Here is a 14,910-nt window from a genome sequence, read left to right as displayed (position 1 = left end):
TGTCTTCCCCTAAAGCGTTTAATAAACAACTGCAGGTCTTCTACCCAACTACGTTAAAGAAATCTAAAAACTAAATATTCCAAAGGCGTTTGTTTATATTTGAAAACTCCCTGAAATTCGGGACAAATTGAAACCAAACCCATGCGAAAAATAATTGCTACACTCCTATTATCTTGTCTATTTCTATTCAATAGTCACGCACAACAACCTAAAAAGCCAAACGCTTCAGAAATTTATGAATCTATAGAAAAACTCAATTTCTTAGGTTCTGTGTTATATGTTGCAGCGCATCCAGACGATGAAAACACGCGACTAATTTCCTATATGGCCAACCACCTCAAAGCACGTACCGCCTATTTATCGTTAACCCGTGGTGATGGCGGACAAAACCTTGTAGGACCAGAAATTAGAGAGCTCTTAGGGGTGATTCGCACACAAGAATTACTGGCTGCAAGACGTATAGATGGCGGTGAGCAACGTTTTACACGAGCCAATGATTTTGGCTATTCTAAGCATCCAGATGAAACATTGGCCATTTGGAATAAAGAGGAAGTACTAAGTGATGTCGTTCTAGCTATTCGCCAATTTAAGCCAGACATTATTATTAACCGTTTCGACCATAGAAGTCCAGGGTCAACCCATGGCCATCATACCAGTTCTGCCATGCTAAGTGTTGAAGCTTTTGATCTGGCAGGCGATCCAATGGCTTATCCAAATCAAGCAGAGCAATACGGTATCTGGCAACCAAAACGTGAATTCTTCAATACCTCATGGTGGTTTTATGGGTCTCAGGAAAAATTTGATGCAGCAGATAAAACCAATTTATTAAACTTCGATGTTGGTGTGTATTATCCCTCTAAAGGGTTGAGTAATACTGAAATTGCTGCATTAAGCAGAAGTCAACACAAATCACAAGGTTTTGGAAACACAGGAACACGTGGTGAACAACAGGAATACATCGAACTAATAAAAGGTGATTTACCAGAAGATAAATCCAATATTTTTGATGGCATTGATACGAGTTGGAATCGTGTTAAAGGCGGAAAAGCCATTGGCATGCTTTTAGAAAAAGTATTACGCGCGTATGATTTCACAAATCCCTCAGCTTCTGTCCCTGACCTGGTTCAAGTCTATACCATGATTCAGAAATTAGAAAATGAACACTGGAAAACATATAAAACTAAAGCGATAAAAGAAGTCATTGCTGCTTGTACTGGTTTGTACTTAGAAGCGGTAGCAGAAGTGAATAACGCCACACATGGTGACGAAATAAAAGTAAAAATTGAAACCATAAACAGAAGTGCTTCAGCTATAGTTATAGAAAATATTGAATATCCATATATAAAAGGAAACACATTAAATCTCGCTTTAAAACAAAACATAGAAAACGAAGATACATTTACTCTAAAAATCCCAACTTTAGAGAAAGAGTCTACCCCGTATTGGTTAACGGAAAAAGGTAGTTTAGGCATGTATAATGTCCCAGACAAAGCACAAATAGGCTTACCAGAAACACCTAGAAATCTCAAGATTATTTTCAACGTAACTATAGAAGGCACAAAAATACCATTCACTAAAGCTATAGTCTATAAAACCAACGACCCCGTTAAAGGCGAAGTGTACAAACCCTTTGAAATCATTCCTGAAGTTTCAGCAAAAGTAACTGAGAACGTGATCATTTTTGAAAACGATCAGCAAAAAGACATTCCAGTAGTCGTTAAAGCAGGCCGCGATAATCTAGAAGGCGTTGTGGCGTTGGCATGCCCTAAAGAGTGGCAGGTATATCCCAAACAACAAAACGTAAACATTGCCCATAAAGGCCAGGAACAAACCCTTGTTTTTAGCGTGACGCCTCCAAAATACCAAAGTGAAGGTTTACTTAAACCACTTGTTACAATAGGCGATAAAACGTACTCCAAAGAACTCATAGAAATTGATTACGATCACATTCCTTTTCAAACAGTAATATTGCCAAGTGAAAGTAAAATTGTACGCTTAGACATTAAAAAGAAAGGCGAAAACATCGCTTATATTGAAGGTGCTGGCGATGTGGTTCCAGAAAGCTTAAAACAAATCGGCTATAAAGTCTCTATTTTAAAACCAGACGCTATTACACCAGAAAACTTAAGCAACTTTGATGCAGTCGTTATTGGTATTCGCGCCTATAATACCATAGAAGCACTGAATTACAAACAAGACATACTCTTTGAGTTTGTTAAGAATGGTGGTAATATGATTGTGCAATACAACACCAGGCATCAAATAAAAGTTGATAAAATAGCGCCCTACCCTATCACTTTATCTCGTGACAGAGTTACCGATGAATTTGCCGAAGTCACTTTTTTAGAGCCCAATCATGAGTTGCTAAATGCACCCAACAAAATCACCAAAAAGGATTTTGAAGGCTGGACACAAGAACGCGGTTTGTATTTCCCCAGTGAATGGTCAAGCGAATTCACACCTCTACTTTCCATGAACGATAACGGTGAAACACCAAAAACAGGAAGCCTGTTAGTTGCAAAACATGGTAAAGGCTATTACATCTATACGGGACTAAGCTTTTTTAGAGAGTTTCCAGCAGGTGTTTCAGGTGCCTACAGATTATTTGCTAATATGCTATCTATTGGAAAAAATAATATTACTGACCAATCTGAAGCTAAAAATTAAAGAAAAGTTAAGCTTGAGCCTTATTGAAATAAAAATACAGGAATGGCAAAGAGCCATGTAAAACTGGTCGAAATACTTTTATTCTTAACAATGTAATGCGCTCATCATAACAACTAATAAAAACCAACCCCATGGAAAAATACAAATGGAATAAACTCTATACGCTCATTCTCTTAGCAAACGTGGTTTATATTATTGTTTTCTATTTAATCATGAAAGCCTTTTAGATTATGCAAACACTTGATTGGATTGTCTTAGCAGGCACACTTTTAGCCATTGTTATTTACGGCACATTAAAAACCAGGGGCAGTAAAAATGTAGAAGACTATTTAAAAGGTGGCAATACCTCAAAGTGGTGGACCATAGGGCTCTCGGTCATGGCAACACAAGCCAGTGCCATTACCTTCCTCTCTACTCCTGGCCAGGCCTTTAATGACGGTATGGGCTTTGTACAATTTTATTTCGGACTCCCTATCGCCATGGTTGTGATTTGTATGGTATTTATTCCATTATATCACCGACTAAAAGTCTATACGGCTTACGAATTTCTCGAAAATAGATTCGATAGAAAAACACGAACGCTAACCGCTATTTTGTTTTTAATTCAGCGTGGCTTAGCGGCTGGAATCACCATTTTTGCGCCTGCTATTATCCTGTCTGCTGTTCTAGGTTGGAATTTATTATTTCTTAATATTATTATTGGTTTTTTAGTCATTATTTATACGGTATCTGGCGGAACAAAGGCCGTAAACGTGACACAAAAACATCAAATGATTGTCATTTTCACAGGAATGATTATCGCTTTTATTTTGATCCTTAATAAATTACCAGACAACATCACCTTTTCAAGTGCTTTAGACATTGCTGGTGCCAGTGGTAAGATGGAAATACTCGACTTTTCTTTCGATTTAAATAACCGTTATACCATTTGGTCTGGTTTAATAGGCGGCACGTTTTTAATGTTGGCTTACTTTGGTACAGACCAAAGTCAAGTGCAGCGTTATCTCTCAGGTAAATCTGTACGTGAAATGCAGTTAGGTCTGGTTTTTAACGGACTTTTAAAAGTACCCATGCAATTTTTTATTTTGTTGGTGGGTGTGATGGTTTTTGTGTTTTATCAGTTTAATCAAGCCCCGGTTAATTTTAATCCGACAGCTACTGATGTGGTTTTAAATTCTGAATATAGTGAAGCTTACAAGGCTATTCAAAAGGAACAAAACGCTTTATTTATTCAGAAAAAAGAAGCCATAGAAACCTTTGTGCAAGAAAAAAACAGCACTAGTATTACCGCTATTGAAGCCAATGAGATAAAATACCGGGAATTACGCGAAAAAGGTCAGGAATTAATTGAAAAAGCTGGTGAAGCAAAAAGTATCAAGGTAGAAAGCAACGATAAAGATTATGTATTCATTCATTTCATACTAAACAACCTACCAAAAGGGTTGATTGGCCTATTATTGGCCGTTATTTTAAGTGCTGCTATGTCCAGTACCGCTAGCGAATTAAACGCCTTAGCCAGTACCACCACCATAGATTTATACAAACAACAAGTGGGCGAAAAAACCGAAGCAGAAATGGTAAAAGCCTCTAAATGGTTTACACTTATTTGGGGAATCATGGCCATTGGTGTCGCCTGTGTCGCCAATTTAGCAGAAAATTTAATCCAGCTGGTTAATATTATAGGCTCGATATTTTATGGTAATGTATTGGGTATTTTTCTACTCGCCTTTTTCTTTAAGTTTGTTAAAGCCAACGCTGTGTTTGTCGCCGCCTTTATTACACAGGCTATTGTAATTACATTATTTCTTTTAAATGAGTTTGAGGTTATAAACCTGCCGTTTTTATGGTTAAATTTCTTAGGTTGTGTTATTGTGATAGCCATTGCAAGTGTATTACAGAGCATCACTCCAACAAATGACACATTACATTCTAGTTAAAAATAAATTGTATAGTATTTAAAAAAGTAGCCCAATAAAGACATCTGTTAATTGTTATAAAGGTCGTTAGCATAAAATTACAAACTGAAATGCCTACACCTCAAAACGCTAGAGCTATTATGGAATTAGTAATCGTAAGCATCACGTATAAAGCAAGAGTAATCACTAGTGACCTATTTTCAATCTAGGTTATTTTTAGGAGTTTTAACAATTATTACCACTCCAATCCTGCCAAACGGGCTTTTAAGAACATGGAGTGTGACTATTAATCTCGCTGTGACTATTAATCTCGCATTTAAGTTAAACTAACATGGATATGGGTATGGGTATGGATAAAAAATGGCTTATTAAGATACCTAAAGAAGTCTATAGAATTATATGCCAGAGAGAAATATATTCAATATAGTCCAGAGTTAAAGCCGATAAAAAAAGAGTTATTGAATGCTTTTAACGTATGCAAAATGGCTATCTAGAGCAAGTAACTAAATGTGTAAAGCATTATCCTATTACTTGTATGACGCAAGTGTTATTACTTTTTAGGGCGTTTAGAGTAAGGTACTATTATAGCACTTTCATAATTATATAAAAGAGTTACGCATTACGTTTAAATTCCAATATGGATGTTAATTAGCCACCATATTCATTGAAATCACGACTATATTTCCAGATCCAATCCATCGTTCTCCCCAAACTTCAATAAAATCGCCTGGTGAAAGTTCTACTGAACCTAATATTGGTACGGAACCGATATCAAAATTTGAACCTACCTCTCGGTACACTTTAGTGGTTACATCCACTGTAGCTGTTGGGTCTCCACTATTTCCTTTGGCGATGTAAAATATAAATATATCGTTATTACTATTACCTTGAAATGAAAGACTAACATTTACTTTAAAATATCTGGTTTGGCTTCCATCATAAACCAATCGGTTATTGCCGCTTGAAACAAAACGAAACAAATCATTTCCAACCGTAATCCCATTTAATTTTGTTCTGCTACTTGCTCCTGTGCCGGTGAACGTTGTGGTAAATCCAGAACCAACTGCAACATCCAAACTAAAATCTCCCTGAGCATTATCGTCTGTTTCAGCAGGTATTCCGGGACTCCTAATACTCCTATCATTTGTGAAATTATAACCTGCATAAGGTGAGTTACCAATGATGTAGTTGCCTCCTCCAAAAAAATCAACAATCTGTATTCCTCCACTACCAATAATTGAAGTAACGCCTGTAACATCGATAGCTGCTGTAGCCCCATCAACTTTACAGTAGCCACCTTGTTTTGTCAGAATATCAAAAGTACCTACGTACGTTTCATATACACCAAGGTTATTGCCGTCCCATGCTGTAGAATTTAAAAGTAACTGTTTAATATCTGTGTATGTAATTCCAGTAGTATTACCCACAAACTGAATAACATCTAAAAAAACAATATTATAATTCGTAATCGTTCCAACCGATCCTGAGTTTACAACCGCACAATCTCTAAAAATAACATTTTCAGTGCCATCTCCAGTCATATTAAATACAGCACCACCAGCACCGGGCGCAGTTAAAGTGACTCCTTTAATTCCTCCACCCTTATTTCCACTAAATATCACGCCTCCAACACGCACTAAGACATCCTCATTTCCATCTGCCCCAAAGACATACGCACCATTAATATCAATGGGTGCAGCCAACATAATTGTACCATTAATTTCATACAATGTATTCTCATCTAAAAGATACACGCTTCCTCCAGCCGCAAGTTCATCGGCAAGATCTAAATCAGATTGTACTAGTTTATAATTATTCCGTTTTTCTGCGCCTTCTAATGGCAACCAACCTGTTCCATCGTAAAAATAAAATACAGCTTCAACGGTGTCAAAAACCATTAATCCTTTGGCAGGTGTAGCTATAGCTGTACGCTGGGCAGTAGTCATCCTAGGTGTTAATATGCCTTGCGTTGTAGACGTGATATCTAATGCTGAGGAAACATCGGGATTAGTAGTCCCAATACCTATTTGTGCTTGTAATGAGGTCGCAATAAAAAGTATAACACCTGCAATAAAAATTAGCTTATTTGATTTCATAGCGTTTAGGGATTCTGATTATTTGTATCGTAGGTAATAACAAATACATAAAAATTATTACATTATTTTGGCAATATAACAAAAAAAACAGTTAAAAAGCAATAATAATCGTTTAAATACACAAATATTAAACCTTTGTTTTTCCTTTCATGTTTTTAATCGATTAAAACAACTTGTAGTACAAACAAGCTTTACGACATTCTAAACCTGAACAAGGCTCTTGAAAAAACGACCAACTCAGGATAAAGCCTTTACAATTAACAAAACCTTACCAAAAACGGACTAACACAAGTCTTATCTTTGTAAAAAAACAATTATGTTCGGATTATTTAAAAAGAAAAGTAAGCTCGATAAACTTCAAGAGCAATACAAAAAACTATTAGAAGAGTCTTTTAAGTTATCAACAACTAACCGCAGTGAAAGTGATAAAAAGCAAGCGGAAGCACAAGCAATTCTAGATCAAATCGATATTTTAAAGCAAGGCGAGTAAATTTAGATTAAATTTACACTCTAAAATATTTAAAATAATATGAACTGTTTGCTTACTGGTGGTACTGGAATTGTTGGAAGCCACGTTATTTTCGATTGGCTCAAAAAAGCATTGGTAGATCAAACGGTTAATCATCTATTTGTGGTTATTCGTAATAATGCTGTTGCCGCAGAAGAACGTTTACTTCACATTTTAAATGATGCCTCGCGTCCAAGCTATCTCGATGCCTTTAGCATTAAAGACTGCTTGTCTAAAATTACAGTAATCGCTGAAGATTTAATCGCTATTTCTAAAAACACGTTAGAAGCCTACGATTTCAATACCATTATCCATTGTGCAGGTTCTACAAACTTATCTAACGCAGCTGATACAAAAACACAGGTACATGAGCAGAATTTTTTAGCAACCAAACAGTTGTTAGATAATTTACCAACTAGGGTTGATCGTTTTATTTACATTAGTACCGCCTATTCTTATGGCATTCAAAAAGAAAAAGTAAACGATACTATTGGAGATTACCGCGTTAGCAATTTTAGAAATCCTTATGAGCAATCTAAATACGAAACCGAGCGTTTTGTACAGGAAGCCTGCCAACAACAACAAATTACCGCACAAATTTTAAGACCTAGTATTATTTGTGGCCGCTTAATTGATAAACCTTTTTTTGAAACACCAAAATTTGATGTCTTTTATGCCTGGGCCATTTTCTTAGACAAGTATGCCCCAAAGTTTAAAGATGCTTTTAGGATATGGATTGATAAAGATAGCGGACTCAATATCGTGCCTGTAGATTTTGTATCGAAAGCCATATTGCACGCGTTTTTAAATCCTGATCTTAAAGAACTCAATATCGTCAACCCAAAACAGATTTTACATAAGGATTATGTTGGTGACGTTTTAGAATCTTTTGCCATTACTAACTATGAGTACGCTTCAGAAAAACCAATAAATCTTAATGGCTTTGAGCAGTTATACTATAAAACGATTGGTTCTGTTTTTGAAAAATATGTTTCTATTCCAGATTTACAATTTGATGCTAAACGCATTCAAAAATTAATTGAACACTTAAAATTAGATGCCACACTAGGTGTGCATGAGAATTTTATGAATCTCATTGATTTTTCAGTCGAAAAGAAGTTTAGAAAGAGTTACTAAGCCAATCCTTTTATAAATTGAATCGTTCTGGTATTAAATAGTTCTGGCTGTTCTACATTGACTACGTGTCCGCAATTTTCAATAACCAATAACGTGGCTTGTAAATGTTTAGACACCACATTTTTAATAGAAGGTAGAAACAAATGATCTTCTTCTCCCATAACATATAGGGTAGGAATCTTAATATCCTTCGCTCTAAAGAAGCGTAATAGCGGGTTAATTTCCGAGGTTAACTTAAACCAACGCACAAATTCCTTTTGATAGAGTTTCTTGGCTTCATTTACAAAAAGTAAACGCGAGCTTTTGTGATTTTTCCTTGGCATAATTATAAACGCAAAGAACTTATACAAGAGCATATAAGGCACTACCGATTTAAAAATTACGCCCAATCGTATTAAAATTTGAGAGCGGACATTTAATTTCATAATCGCACCACCCATAATCATACTTTTTACACGCTTGGGATGCTTTTCAGCAAGATTTCTTATTAAAATAGTCCCTAAAGAAATCCCCACAAAGTGAGAGCTTTCAATCTTTAAATGATCTATAACTTCTACAATGTCATGCGTTATAGAATCGAAAGTATACTTTTTATTAAAGGCATCTTTAAGTGCTGGCTTAGAATTTCCGTGTCCACGCAAATCTAAAATAAGCACATTAAATTGTGCACCAAAACTACGTATTTGCTTAAACCAAATAGAAGAGCTTCCGCCCGCGCCATGCACAAAAGTAACCCATTCAGTTGCCGTTTTATGTAAGTATGTTGTGTAGTTAAGCACCGATTAATTTTTATGCAAAAGTAAGGTATTACAGATTATAAATTCGAAATAAAAAATCAAAATCACCGAAGCTGCTTTTATGAGACAAATTCTTTCAAGACTTCTATAACATAGTCAACCTCTTCTTTTGTATTGTATTTGCAGAATGAAAATCGCAAAGACGGTTTTTGCATGTCTTCATCAGATAATATTTGAGATAATACATGTGAGCCTTTAGCACTTCCGCTTTGACAGGCACTCCCTTTGGAACACGCGATGCCTTTTAAATCTAACTGAAACAATAAAATCAATGCTTTTTCTGCCGCAATAGGCAAACAAACATTCACCAAGGTATAGGTACTTTTTTCTAAATCGGCACTATTACCGTTAAAGGTTGCTTTTGGAAAAGCTTCTGTAATACGCTTAATAAAATAAGCCTTTAACGTGGTCACATAAGCACGTTCTTCAACTAAATGTGCATAGGCCAATTTTAGCGCTTCCTCCAGACCCACAATATTATGTACCGCTTCTGTTCCTGCACGATGGCCGCGCTCCTGCTCTCCACCAAAAATGAGCGGCTTTAAACCAGAATGTTTTCTTATAAAAGCAAACCCTACGCCTTTTGGACCATGAAATTTATGTGCACTCACCGCCATAAAGTCAATATGAAGCTCTTGTAAATCCATTTCATAATGCCCAACAGATTGTACAGTATCACTATGAAATAAAGCACCGTATGTTTTGCATAACGTACCTACTTTTTTAATATCTAAAATGTTTCCTATTTCATTATTGATATGCATTAAACTGACTAGCTGTTTTTTATCGGCTTGCAATAACGCTTCTAAATGTTTGTAATCCATACTACCATTCTCATCCAAATTAACAAACTTAACCGAAATCCCGTATTCCTGTTCTAATTGAGTAACCGTATACAAAACCGCATGATGTTCTATCCTGGAAGTAATAATCTCTTTAACTTCTAAATCACGTACAGCACTGCGCAACACTAAATTATCTGCTTCCGTACCGCCAGATGTAAAGACTATCTCTGAGGCCGACACGTTTAATAATTTAGCCACTGTTTTGCGCGCATTTTCTATACATGATTTTGAGCTGCGCCCAAAACTATGAGTTGATGAGGCATTGCCATAGCATGTTTTCATAGAATCTGTTATTTTTTCAATAACTTCTGCTCTTAATTGTGTTGTTGCTGCACTATCAAAATAGACTTGTTTCATTTTTTTGTGAAAACTTTAATGTTTTTAAACCAATTTAGTCATACTGTAGCTTTACAGCGAAAAAAACGGCTTTTAAAAGCACAAAAATAAGCCAAATAAAATTAATGCTAGCTCATGGCGTTATCATTAACACAATTCTATTATTTTTGTGAGATAATCTACTTTTTTCTATGAGAGCTTTTTTTTCTTTATTAGTGACCGTTTTAGTTTTAACTTCATGTAATGATGGTGACATTATCACTACTGAACTTGATTTTGATAATACGTATAAAGCCTGTGGTGATTTAGTACTATACAAAACGAAAACAAGTCCTAATGAATCGCTTTCTTTGCAATTAACTGGTGTAGATTTAGAAACCTTTTTTGAAACTCAACCTATTGAACCCGGTTCTTTACTCGTAGAATTGGTATTAATTCAACAACCTACAATTACAATTAACGGCACTACTAATCGTTTTAATTACAGAACCTATAACACGGAGCCTGTGAACTTATTTTGCAACGATATACCTCCTGCAAATCCAGGTGTGACTAATGATTATAGTTCTAACGTAGGTACCGTTCTATTTACCACCAACTTAGTTGAAGATGACAATGATGGCATTCCCGCAGCATTTGAAGACGAAAATTTAGATGGTGATAATGATCCTTCCACAATGCCTACTGACACAGATGGCGATGGTCTACCCAATTATTTAGATCCCGATGATGATGGAGACAATGTGAATACCTCTACTGAAAATCCAAACTATTCGGTCGAATTAGGGTTAAGCGATGCTCAGGATACCGATGGCGATGGCACACCAGATTATTTGGACACCGATGATGATGCTGATGACGTGTTAACAAGAAATGAAGAAAGTATCTCTCAAAATAATAATCCAACAGATGATATAACTAATAGCGCGGTTGGCCCAGATTATTTGAATGCCGAAGTTGCAGAAAGTTTTACAACGACAACATATAAAGCGCATACTATAAGACAAGAATTTTCTATACAATTAGTCCTTTCAGGTATCGTTTTACCAGTATTAATCCAAGATACTCTTGATTTTGGATTCCTTGACAGTCCTATTACTTCAAAAACAAGAACTGTAACACCTACATTTTAATAACTACTATCGTTAGCTTTTTTGTTTTGATAAATGTAAACTTCTGTCGCGCCTTGTCCGTATTTTTTATAATCGGCTTCGTAAAACTTAACGTTATCATAGCGTCCAAATAAATATTCAAGTTCGATTTTTAAAGTTCCTTCGCCTACGCCATGAATAAATACAATTTTTGGAATATTCTTTTTCATTGCGAACTCTAACTTGTGTTTGGCAGTATCTAATTGCAGCATTTTTTTATCATGACTACTCATCCCGCGCTCGCTTTTAACCAAGTGATGAATATGCAAATCGACTTCCATTGTAGGCTGAAAGCGTTCTTTTGGTTTTACTTTTGGAAGGGTTCTGCGTTTTTCAGGTGTTTTTTCTGAAACTATTTCAGCAATGTTTTTACCCGAAAAAGCATCCCGTTTTAACGAATTATCTTGCTGTTTTACAATTTCTGAAGCATCAAAAATGAGTTCAAACCCATTGGTATCTTCAAGAGTTACATTATTTCCACTAATTTTTATAATTTCTCCCGAAAGATTTTCATCTAACACAAATACGACATCACCGACTTTAAAATTCATTCTTCTTCCTCTTGATTATGTGTTTTAGATGCTTCAACAGACTTGCTTGATAGCTTTCTGTTCAAGCCATAAATGCCAATCATTAAGGTAACAATACCAATAATGAGTAGCATTACATTTTGCTTTTCAGTTGCATTTGCATAGATAGCAATAGAACCACCCATAAGTATTAAAAGATAGCTAATTATATTTTTCATTCTTATTAATTTCTTTGCTAAAATATTAAATTAAAATAAGAATGCTGTTCTAATAAAACCGCTTCTATCAATTTTTCGTAAGTCTTTATAAATAAAAATTATAGAAATTATTGTAACTTATAACACATTAGCTTACCTTTGTGGATGCTATTAAATCTATATGTTACTAATTAACAACCTATTCTCCTATGAAAACTCCTACTTGGTTTTTAACACTTTTTTTAATATCCAGTGCTTGTTTCGGCCAGTTAACAGTCCGAAATGATGCCTACCTCTTTGTTAGCGACACCTATGTGTACGTCGAAGACGATGTAAATTTAAAAGAAACTAATTCTACCGTTTATTTACGTAATGATGGACAATTATTACAAGGCGCTGGCACAACGGGTAATGCTGGTTCAGGAAAACTTAGTGTTTATCAAGAAGGCACAGTTCACAATTATGCTTATAATTTTTGGGCTTCTCCAGTAGGCAATGTAAATATTGATGCAAATGGCAACAGTGCGTTTAAATCTGATGCATCCATTTTAAATGACGTTACAGATTTAACATCTAGTACTCCAGCAGCTATGATTGGGGGTTATGATGGTACGTCATCCCCTCTAGGTATTGCCCGATTTTGGTTACATGGTTATTCTCCAGGCACCTTATATGCTGAATGGGATTATATTGGTGATGGCTCAGACTTAGCACCTGGTTATGGTTTTACAATGAAAGGTACCACCGGCTCAACAAGTCAGCAGTATGATTTTAGAGGAAAGCCAAATTCTGGTACACTAAACACGGCGGTTCTAAATGGCAATTATACTTTGGTGGGCAACCCCTATCCTTCGGCTTTAGATGCGGCAGCTTACATTCATGATACAAACAACTCAAGTGTTATCACTGGTACATTATTTTTCTGGGAACAAGACATGACGGCTATGACTCATTATCTTAATCAATCGGTTGGGGGTTACGCCATATATACCATTGCTTCTGATGGTACAATGGAAAATTTTGTTCCTGCAGTTTTCACCACTTTTGGACCCGACGGTTATCCTAATTCAACAGGCTCTTCCTCTATGAGTGGAAAAACGGTAAAACGCTATCTTCCAGTTGGACAAGGCTTTATGATTGAAGGTGCTGCAGATGGTAATGCGCAAGTAAAAAATGAGCATAGAGTGTATTACAAAGAAAGTGATAGTAATAGTGAATTTTTTAAAACAGCATCTTCTACTAATTCCGAGCCTGATGGAGAGACACAATCTACAACAAGTGGTGTTGTAAATGAGTTTCAGTACGATGAAAACGGTTTACAAATCCTGCCAGATTTACCAGGTTTAAAGCGTTTTAGACTAAATGTAGATTTTAATAACGAAACAACTAGACAATTATTACATAATTTCCATCCTGATGCTACCGATGGGTTTGATTATGGTTTAGAGTCTAATAATCTAGAACCAAAGACCAGAGATGCTTACTTTATTTTAGGTGATATGCCTTACATAACACAGGCGCACAGCTTTGATATCAATTTAAAAATACCATTGGTTATTAAATTAAATGCCAATATGCCATTAAGAGTTCGCCTATTCGATGTACAGCATTTTGATTCGCAACCCATTTACATGCATGACAAAGTAACCGACATCTATTACGATTTAACAAGCCTGAATTTTGAAGCTAATTTAGAAACAGGAACTTATACAGATCGTTTTGAAATTACGTTTACAAATGGCGTCACTTTAAGCACAACCCAGTTTGAAGATAGTAATTTTACTGTTTTCCAAAATAACACCTTGTCACAATTAGTGATTGCTAATCCAGAATCTCTGGACATAAAGTCTGTATCTCTAGTAGATATCGCGGGTAAACAAATTTTTAAAAGAATGGATTTAGACACTAATGAGCGCCATGAGTTTTCTACTAAAAACTTAAGTGAAGGGGTTTATATTGTGACCGTTACTTTAGATAATAATAATGTATTAAATAAAAAAATCATAGTTTCTAATAAATAATATTAGAATAGAACATAAAAAATGCTGCTATTTAAAAATAGCAGCATTTTTTTGTGCTATTTTTTTACATTTACAAAAAACAACTTCATGCGTTTACCAGAAGATTACATGCTACCCTGCTTGAATAAAAAACTGTTTGGTTTTGATTGTTTAGGCTGTGGGCTGCAACGCGGATTGAACCTTTTATTTCATGGTGAATTTATAGCCGCTTTTAAAATGTATCCCGCGGTTTACACCTTAGTACCACTAGGTTTATTAATAGTCACCTCTCTTTTTTACAAGTTTAAATACATGAATAAAGTAATTAACGGACTTGCTATTGCCACTGTTTTAATAATTATTATTAGTTTTACAATCAAATTTTTTAATTAACAAAACCAACTTATGAAAAAAAAGCTCAACCCAACCTTAGTTTATGTGCTATCAATTATCGGCCTTTTATGCTGCTGTGTTGCAGGTTTAGGTGTTTTACTATCTGCTCCAGCTTACTTTATTGCTAGTAGTAAAATTAAAGCCGCTCAATTAAACCCAGAAGAGTATGAAGGTGATATAAAAGCCATGAATACCGCTAAAATTGTAGCTTTGGTAATTACTATAATAAATGCCGTCTATTTAATATATAATATCTATTATATTTCAACAGGAGGTTTTGAAGAAAGCATGCAGCGTTATCAAGAGATGATGGAGCAAATGCAATAAACTTTAACTA

At 35.4% G+C, this 14,910-nt stretch carries 13 protein-coding genes; 8 read left to right on the top strand and 5 right to left on the bottom strand.

What is annotated here, in order from left to right; all coding sequences use genetic code 11:
- Nucleotides 1-141: 141 nt before the first annotated feature.
- Together GQ46_RS00525 and GQ46_RS00520 are read left to right on the top strand one after the other, a co-directional pair.
- Complete coding sequence (locus tag GQ46_RS00525) at nt 142-2,667, top strand: PIG-L family deacetylase (RefSeq protein WP_044397412.1); 2,526 nt, start codon at nt 142-144, stop codon at nt 2,665-2,667.
- 230 nt (nt 2,668-2,897) lie between these two features.
- Nucleotides 2,898-4,604: a sodium:solute symporter gene (locus tag GQ46_RS00520; RefSeq protein WP_044397410.1), complete on the top strand. Its 1,707-nt coding sequence runs from the start codon at nt 2,898-2,900 to the stop codon at nt 4,602-4,604.
- Between the two features lie 623 nt (nt 4,605-5,227).
- On the opposite strand, the gene GQ46_RS00515 is transcribed toward GQ46_RS00520, so the two are convergent.
- Entirely contained in the window at nt 5,228-6,679 is a 1,452-nt protein-coding gene (locus tag GQ46_RS00515; protein ID WP_044397408.1) for a hypothetical protein, read from the bottom strand.
- A 316-nt stretch (nt 6,680-6,995) separates the two neighbouring features.
- On the opposite strand from GQ46_RS00515, the gene GQ46_RS17510 reads away from it, so the two are divergent.
- Nucleotides 6,996-7,169, top strand: coding sequence for a Lacal_2735 family protein (locus GQ46_RS17510; protein ID WP_044397406.1), 174 nt, complete (start codon nt 6,996-6,998; stop codon nt 7,167-7,169).
- A gap of 39 nt (nt 7,170-7,208) precedes the next feature.
- On the top strand, nt 7,209-8,324 hold the full coding sequence (locus GQ46_RS00505; RefSeq protein ID WP_044397405.1) for an SDR family oxidoreductase: 1,116 nt from the start codon (nt 7,209-7,211) through the stop codon (nt 8,322-8,324).
- On the opposite strand, the gene GQ46_RS00500 is transcribed toward GQ46_RS00505, so the two are convergent.
- Both GQ46_RS00500 and GQ46_RS00495 read right to left on the bottom strand, forming a co-directional pair.
- The gene (locus tag GQ46_RS00500; RefSeq protein WP_044397403.1) at nt 8,321-9,103 is read right to left on the bottom strand and encodes an alpha/beta fold hydrolase; all 783 of its coding nucleotides are present in this window, start codon (nt 9,101-9,103) and stop codon (nt 8,321-8,323) included. The genes GQ46_RS00505 and GQ46_RS00500 overlap by 4 nt on opposite strands.
- Nucleotides 9,104-9,180: 77 nt before the next feature.
- Nucleotides 9,181-10,323 (bottom strand): cysteine desulfurase family protein, encoded by a 1,143-nt coding sequence (locus GQ46_RS00495; protein ID WP_044397400.1) that lies wholly within the window; start codon nt 10,321-10,323, stop codon nt 9,181-9,183.
- 170 nt (nt 10,324-10,493) lie between these two features.
- Here GQ46_RS00495 and GQ46_RS00490 point away from each other — a divergent pair, with 170 nt between their 5' ends.
- Entirely contained in the window at nt 10,494-11,435 is a 942-nt protein-coding gene (locus tag GQ46_RS00490) for a hypothetical protein (protein WP_044397398.1), read from the top strand.
- On the opposite strand, the gene GQ46_RS00485 is transcribed toward GQ46_RS00490, so the two are convergent.
- Both GQ46_RS00485 and GQ46_RS00480 read right to left on the bottom strand, forming a co-directional pair.
- Nucleotides 11,432-12,004 carry a DNA mismatch repair protein MutS gene (locus GQ46_RS00485; protein ID WP_044397396.1) on the bottom strand — a complete coding sequence of 191 codons (573 nt, stop codon included), beginning with the start codon at nt 12,002-12,004 and terminating at the stop codon, nt 11,432-11,434. The genes GQ46_RS00490 and GQ46_RS00485 overlap by 4 nt on opposite strands.
- Entirely contained in the window at nt 12,001-12,201 is a 201-nt protein-coding gene (locus tag GQ46_RS00480; RefSeq protein ID WP_231567299.1) for a hypothetical protein, read from the bottom strand. The genes GQ46_RS00485 and GQ46_RS00480 overlap by 4 nt, the downstream gene beginning before the upstream one ends.
- Before the next feature lie 188 nt (nt 12,202-12,389).
- Between GQ46_RS00480 and GQ46_RS00475 the strand changes: the two genes are divergently transcribed.
- The 3 genes from GQ46_RS00475 to GQ46_RS00465 all read left to right on the top strand — a co-directional run bounded on the left by GQ46_RS00475 (nt 12,390) and on the right by GQ46_RS00465 (nt 14,900).
- Nucleotides 12,390-14,201: a T9SS type A sorting domain-containing protein gene (locus GQ46_RS00475; RefSeq protein WP_044397391.1), complete on the top strand. Its 1,812-nt coding sequence runs from the start codon at nt 12,390-12,392 to the stop codon at nt 14,199-14,201.
- A gap of 87 nt (nt 14,202-14,288) precedes the next feature.
- Nucleotides 14,289-14,573, top strand: a complete 285-nt coding sequence (locus GQ46_RS00470; RefSeq protein ID WP_044397390.1) for a DUF2752 domain-containing protein — start codon at nt 14,289-14,291, stop codon at nt 14,571-14,573.
- 12 nt (nt 14,574-14,585) lie between these two features.
- Nucleotides 14,586-14,900 carry a CCC motif membrane protein gene (locus GQ46_RS00465; protein WP_044397388.1) on the top strand — a complete coding sequence of 105 codons (315 nt, stop codon included), beginning with the start codon at nt 14,586-14,588 and terminating at the stop codon, nt 14,898-14,900.
- Nucleotides 14,901-14,910 lie beyond the last annotated feature (10 nt).

It is taken from the genome of Lacinutrix sp. Hel_I_90, assembly GCF_000934685.1.
In the GTDB taxonomy this organism is placed as follows: Bacteria; Bacteroidota; Bacteroidia; order Flavobacteriales; family Flavobacteriaceae; genus Lacinutrix.
Note: the sequence above shows the minus strand (reverse complement) of the source record. Positions and strands in the feature narration are given on the sequence as shown.

Coding starts and splice junctions, on each gene's coding strand:
- GQ46_RS00525 (WP_044397412.1), top strand. CDS start 142: ATGCGAAAAATAATTGCTACACTCCTATTATCTTGTCTATTTCTATTC.
- GQ46_RS00520 (WP_044397410.1), top strand. CDS start 2,898: ATGCAAACACTTGATTGGATTGTCTTAGCAGGCACACTTTTAGCCATT.
- GQ46_RS00515 (WP_044397408.1), bottom strand. CDS start 6,679: ATGAAATCAAATAAGCTAATTTTTATTGCAGGTGTTATACTTTTTATT.
- GQ46_RS17510 (WP_044397406.1), top strand. CDS start 6,996: ATGTTCGGATTATTTAAAAAGAAAAGTAAGCTCGATAAACTTCAAGAG.
- GQ46_RS00505 (WP_044397405.1), top strand. CDS start 7,209: ATGAACTGTTTGCTTACTGGTGGTACTGGAATTGTTGGAAGCCACGTT.
- GQ46_RS00495 (WP_044397400.1), bottom strand. CDS start 10,323: ATGAAACAAGTCTATTTTGATAGTGCAGCAACAACACAATTAAGAGCA.
- GQ46_RS00490 (WP_044397398.1), top strand. CDS start 10,494: ATGAGAGCTTTTTTTTCTTTATTAGTGACCGTTTTAGTTTTAACTTCA.
- GQ46_RS00485 (WP_044397396.1), bottom strand. CDS start 12,004: ATGAATTTTAAAGTCGGTGATGTCGTATTTGTGTTAGATGAAAATCTT.
- GQ46_RS00480 (WP_231567299.1), bottom strand. CDS start 12,201: ATGAAAAATATAATTAGCTATCTTTTAATACTTATGGGTGGTTCTATT.
- GQ46_RS00475 (WP_044397391.1), top strand. CDS start 12,390: ATGAAAACTCCTACTTGGTTTTTAACACTTTTTTTAATATCCAGTGCT.
- GQ46_RS00470 (WP_044397390.1), top strand. CDS start 14,289: ATGCGTTTACCAGAAGATTACATGCTACCCTGCTTGAATAAAAAACTG.
- GQ46_RS00465 (WP_044397388.1), top strand. CDS start 14,586: ATGAAAAAAAAGCTCAACCCAACCTTAGTTTATGTGCTATCAATTATC.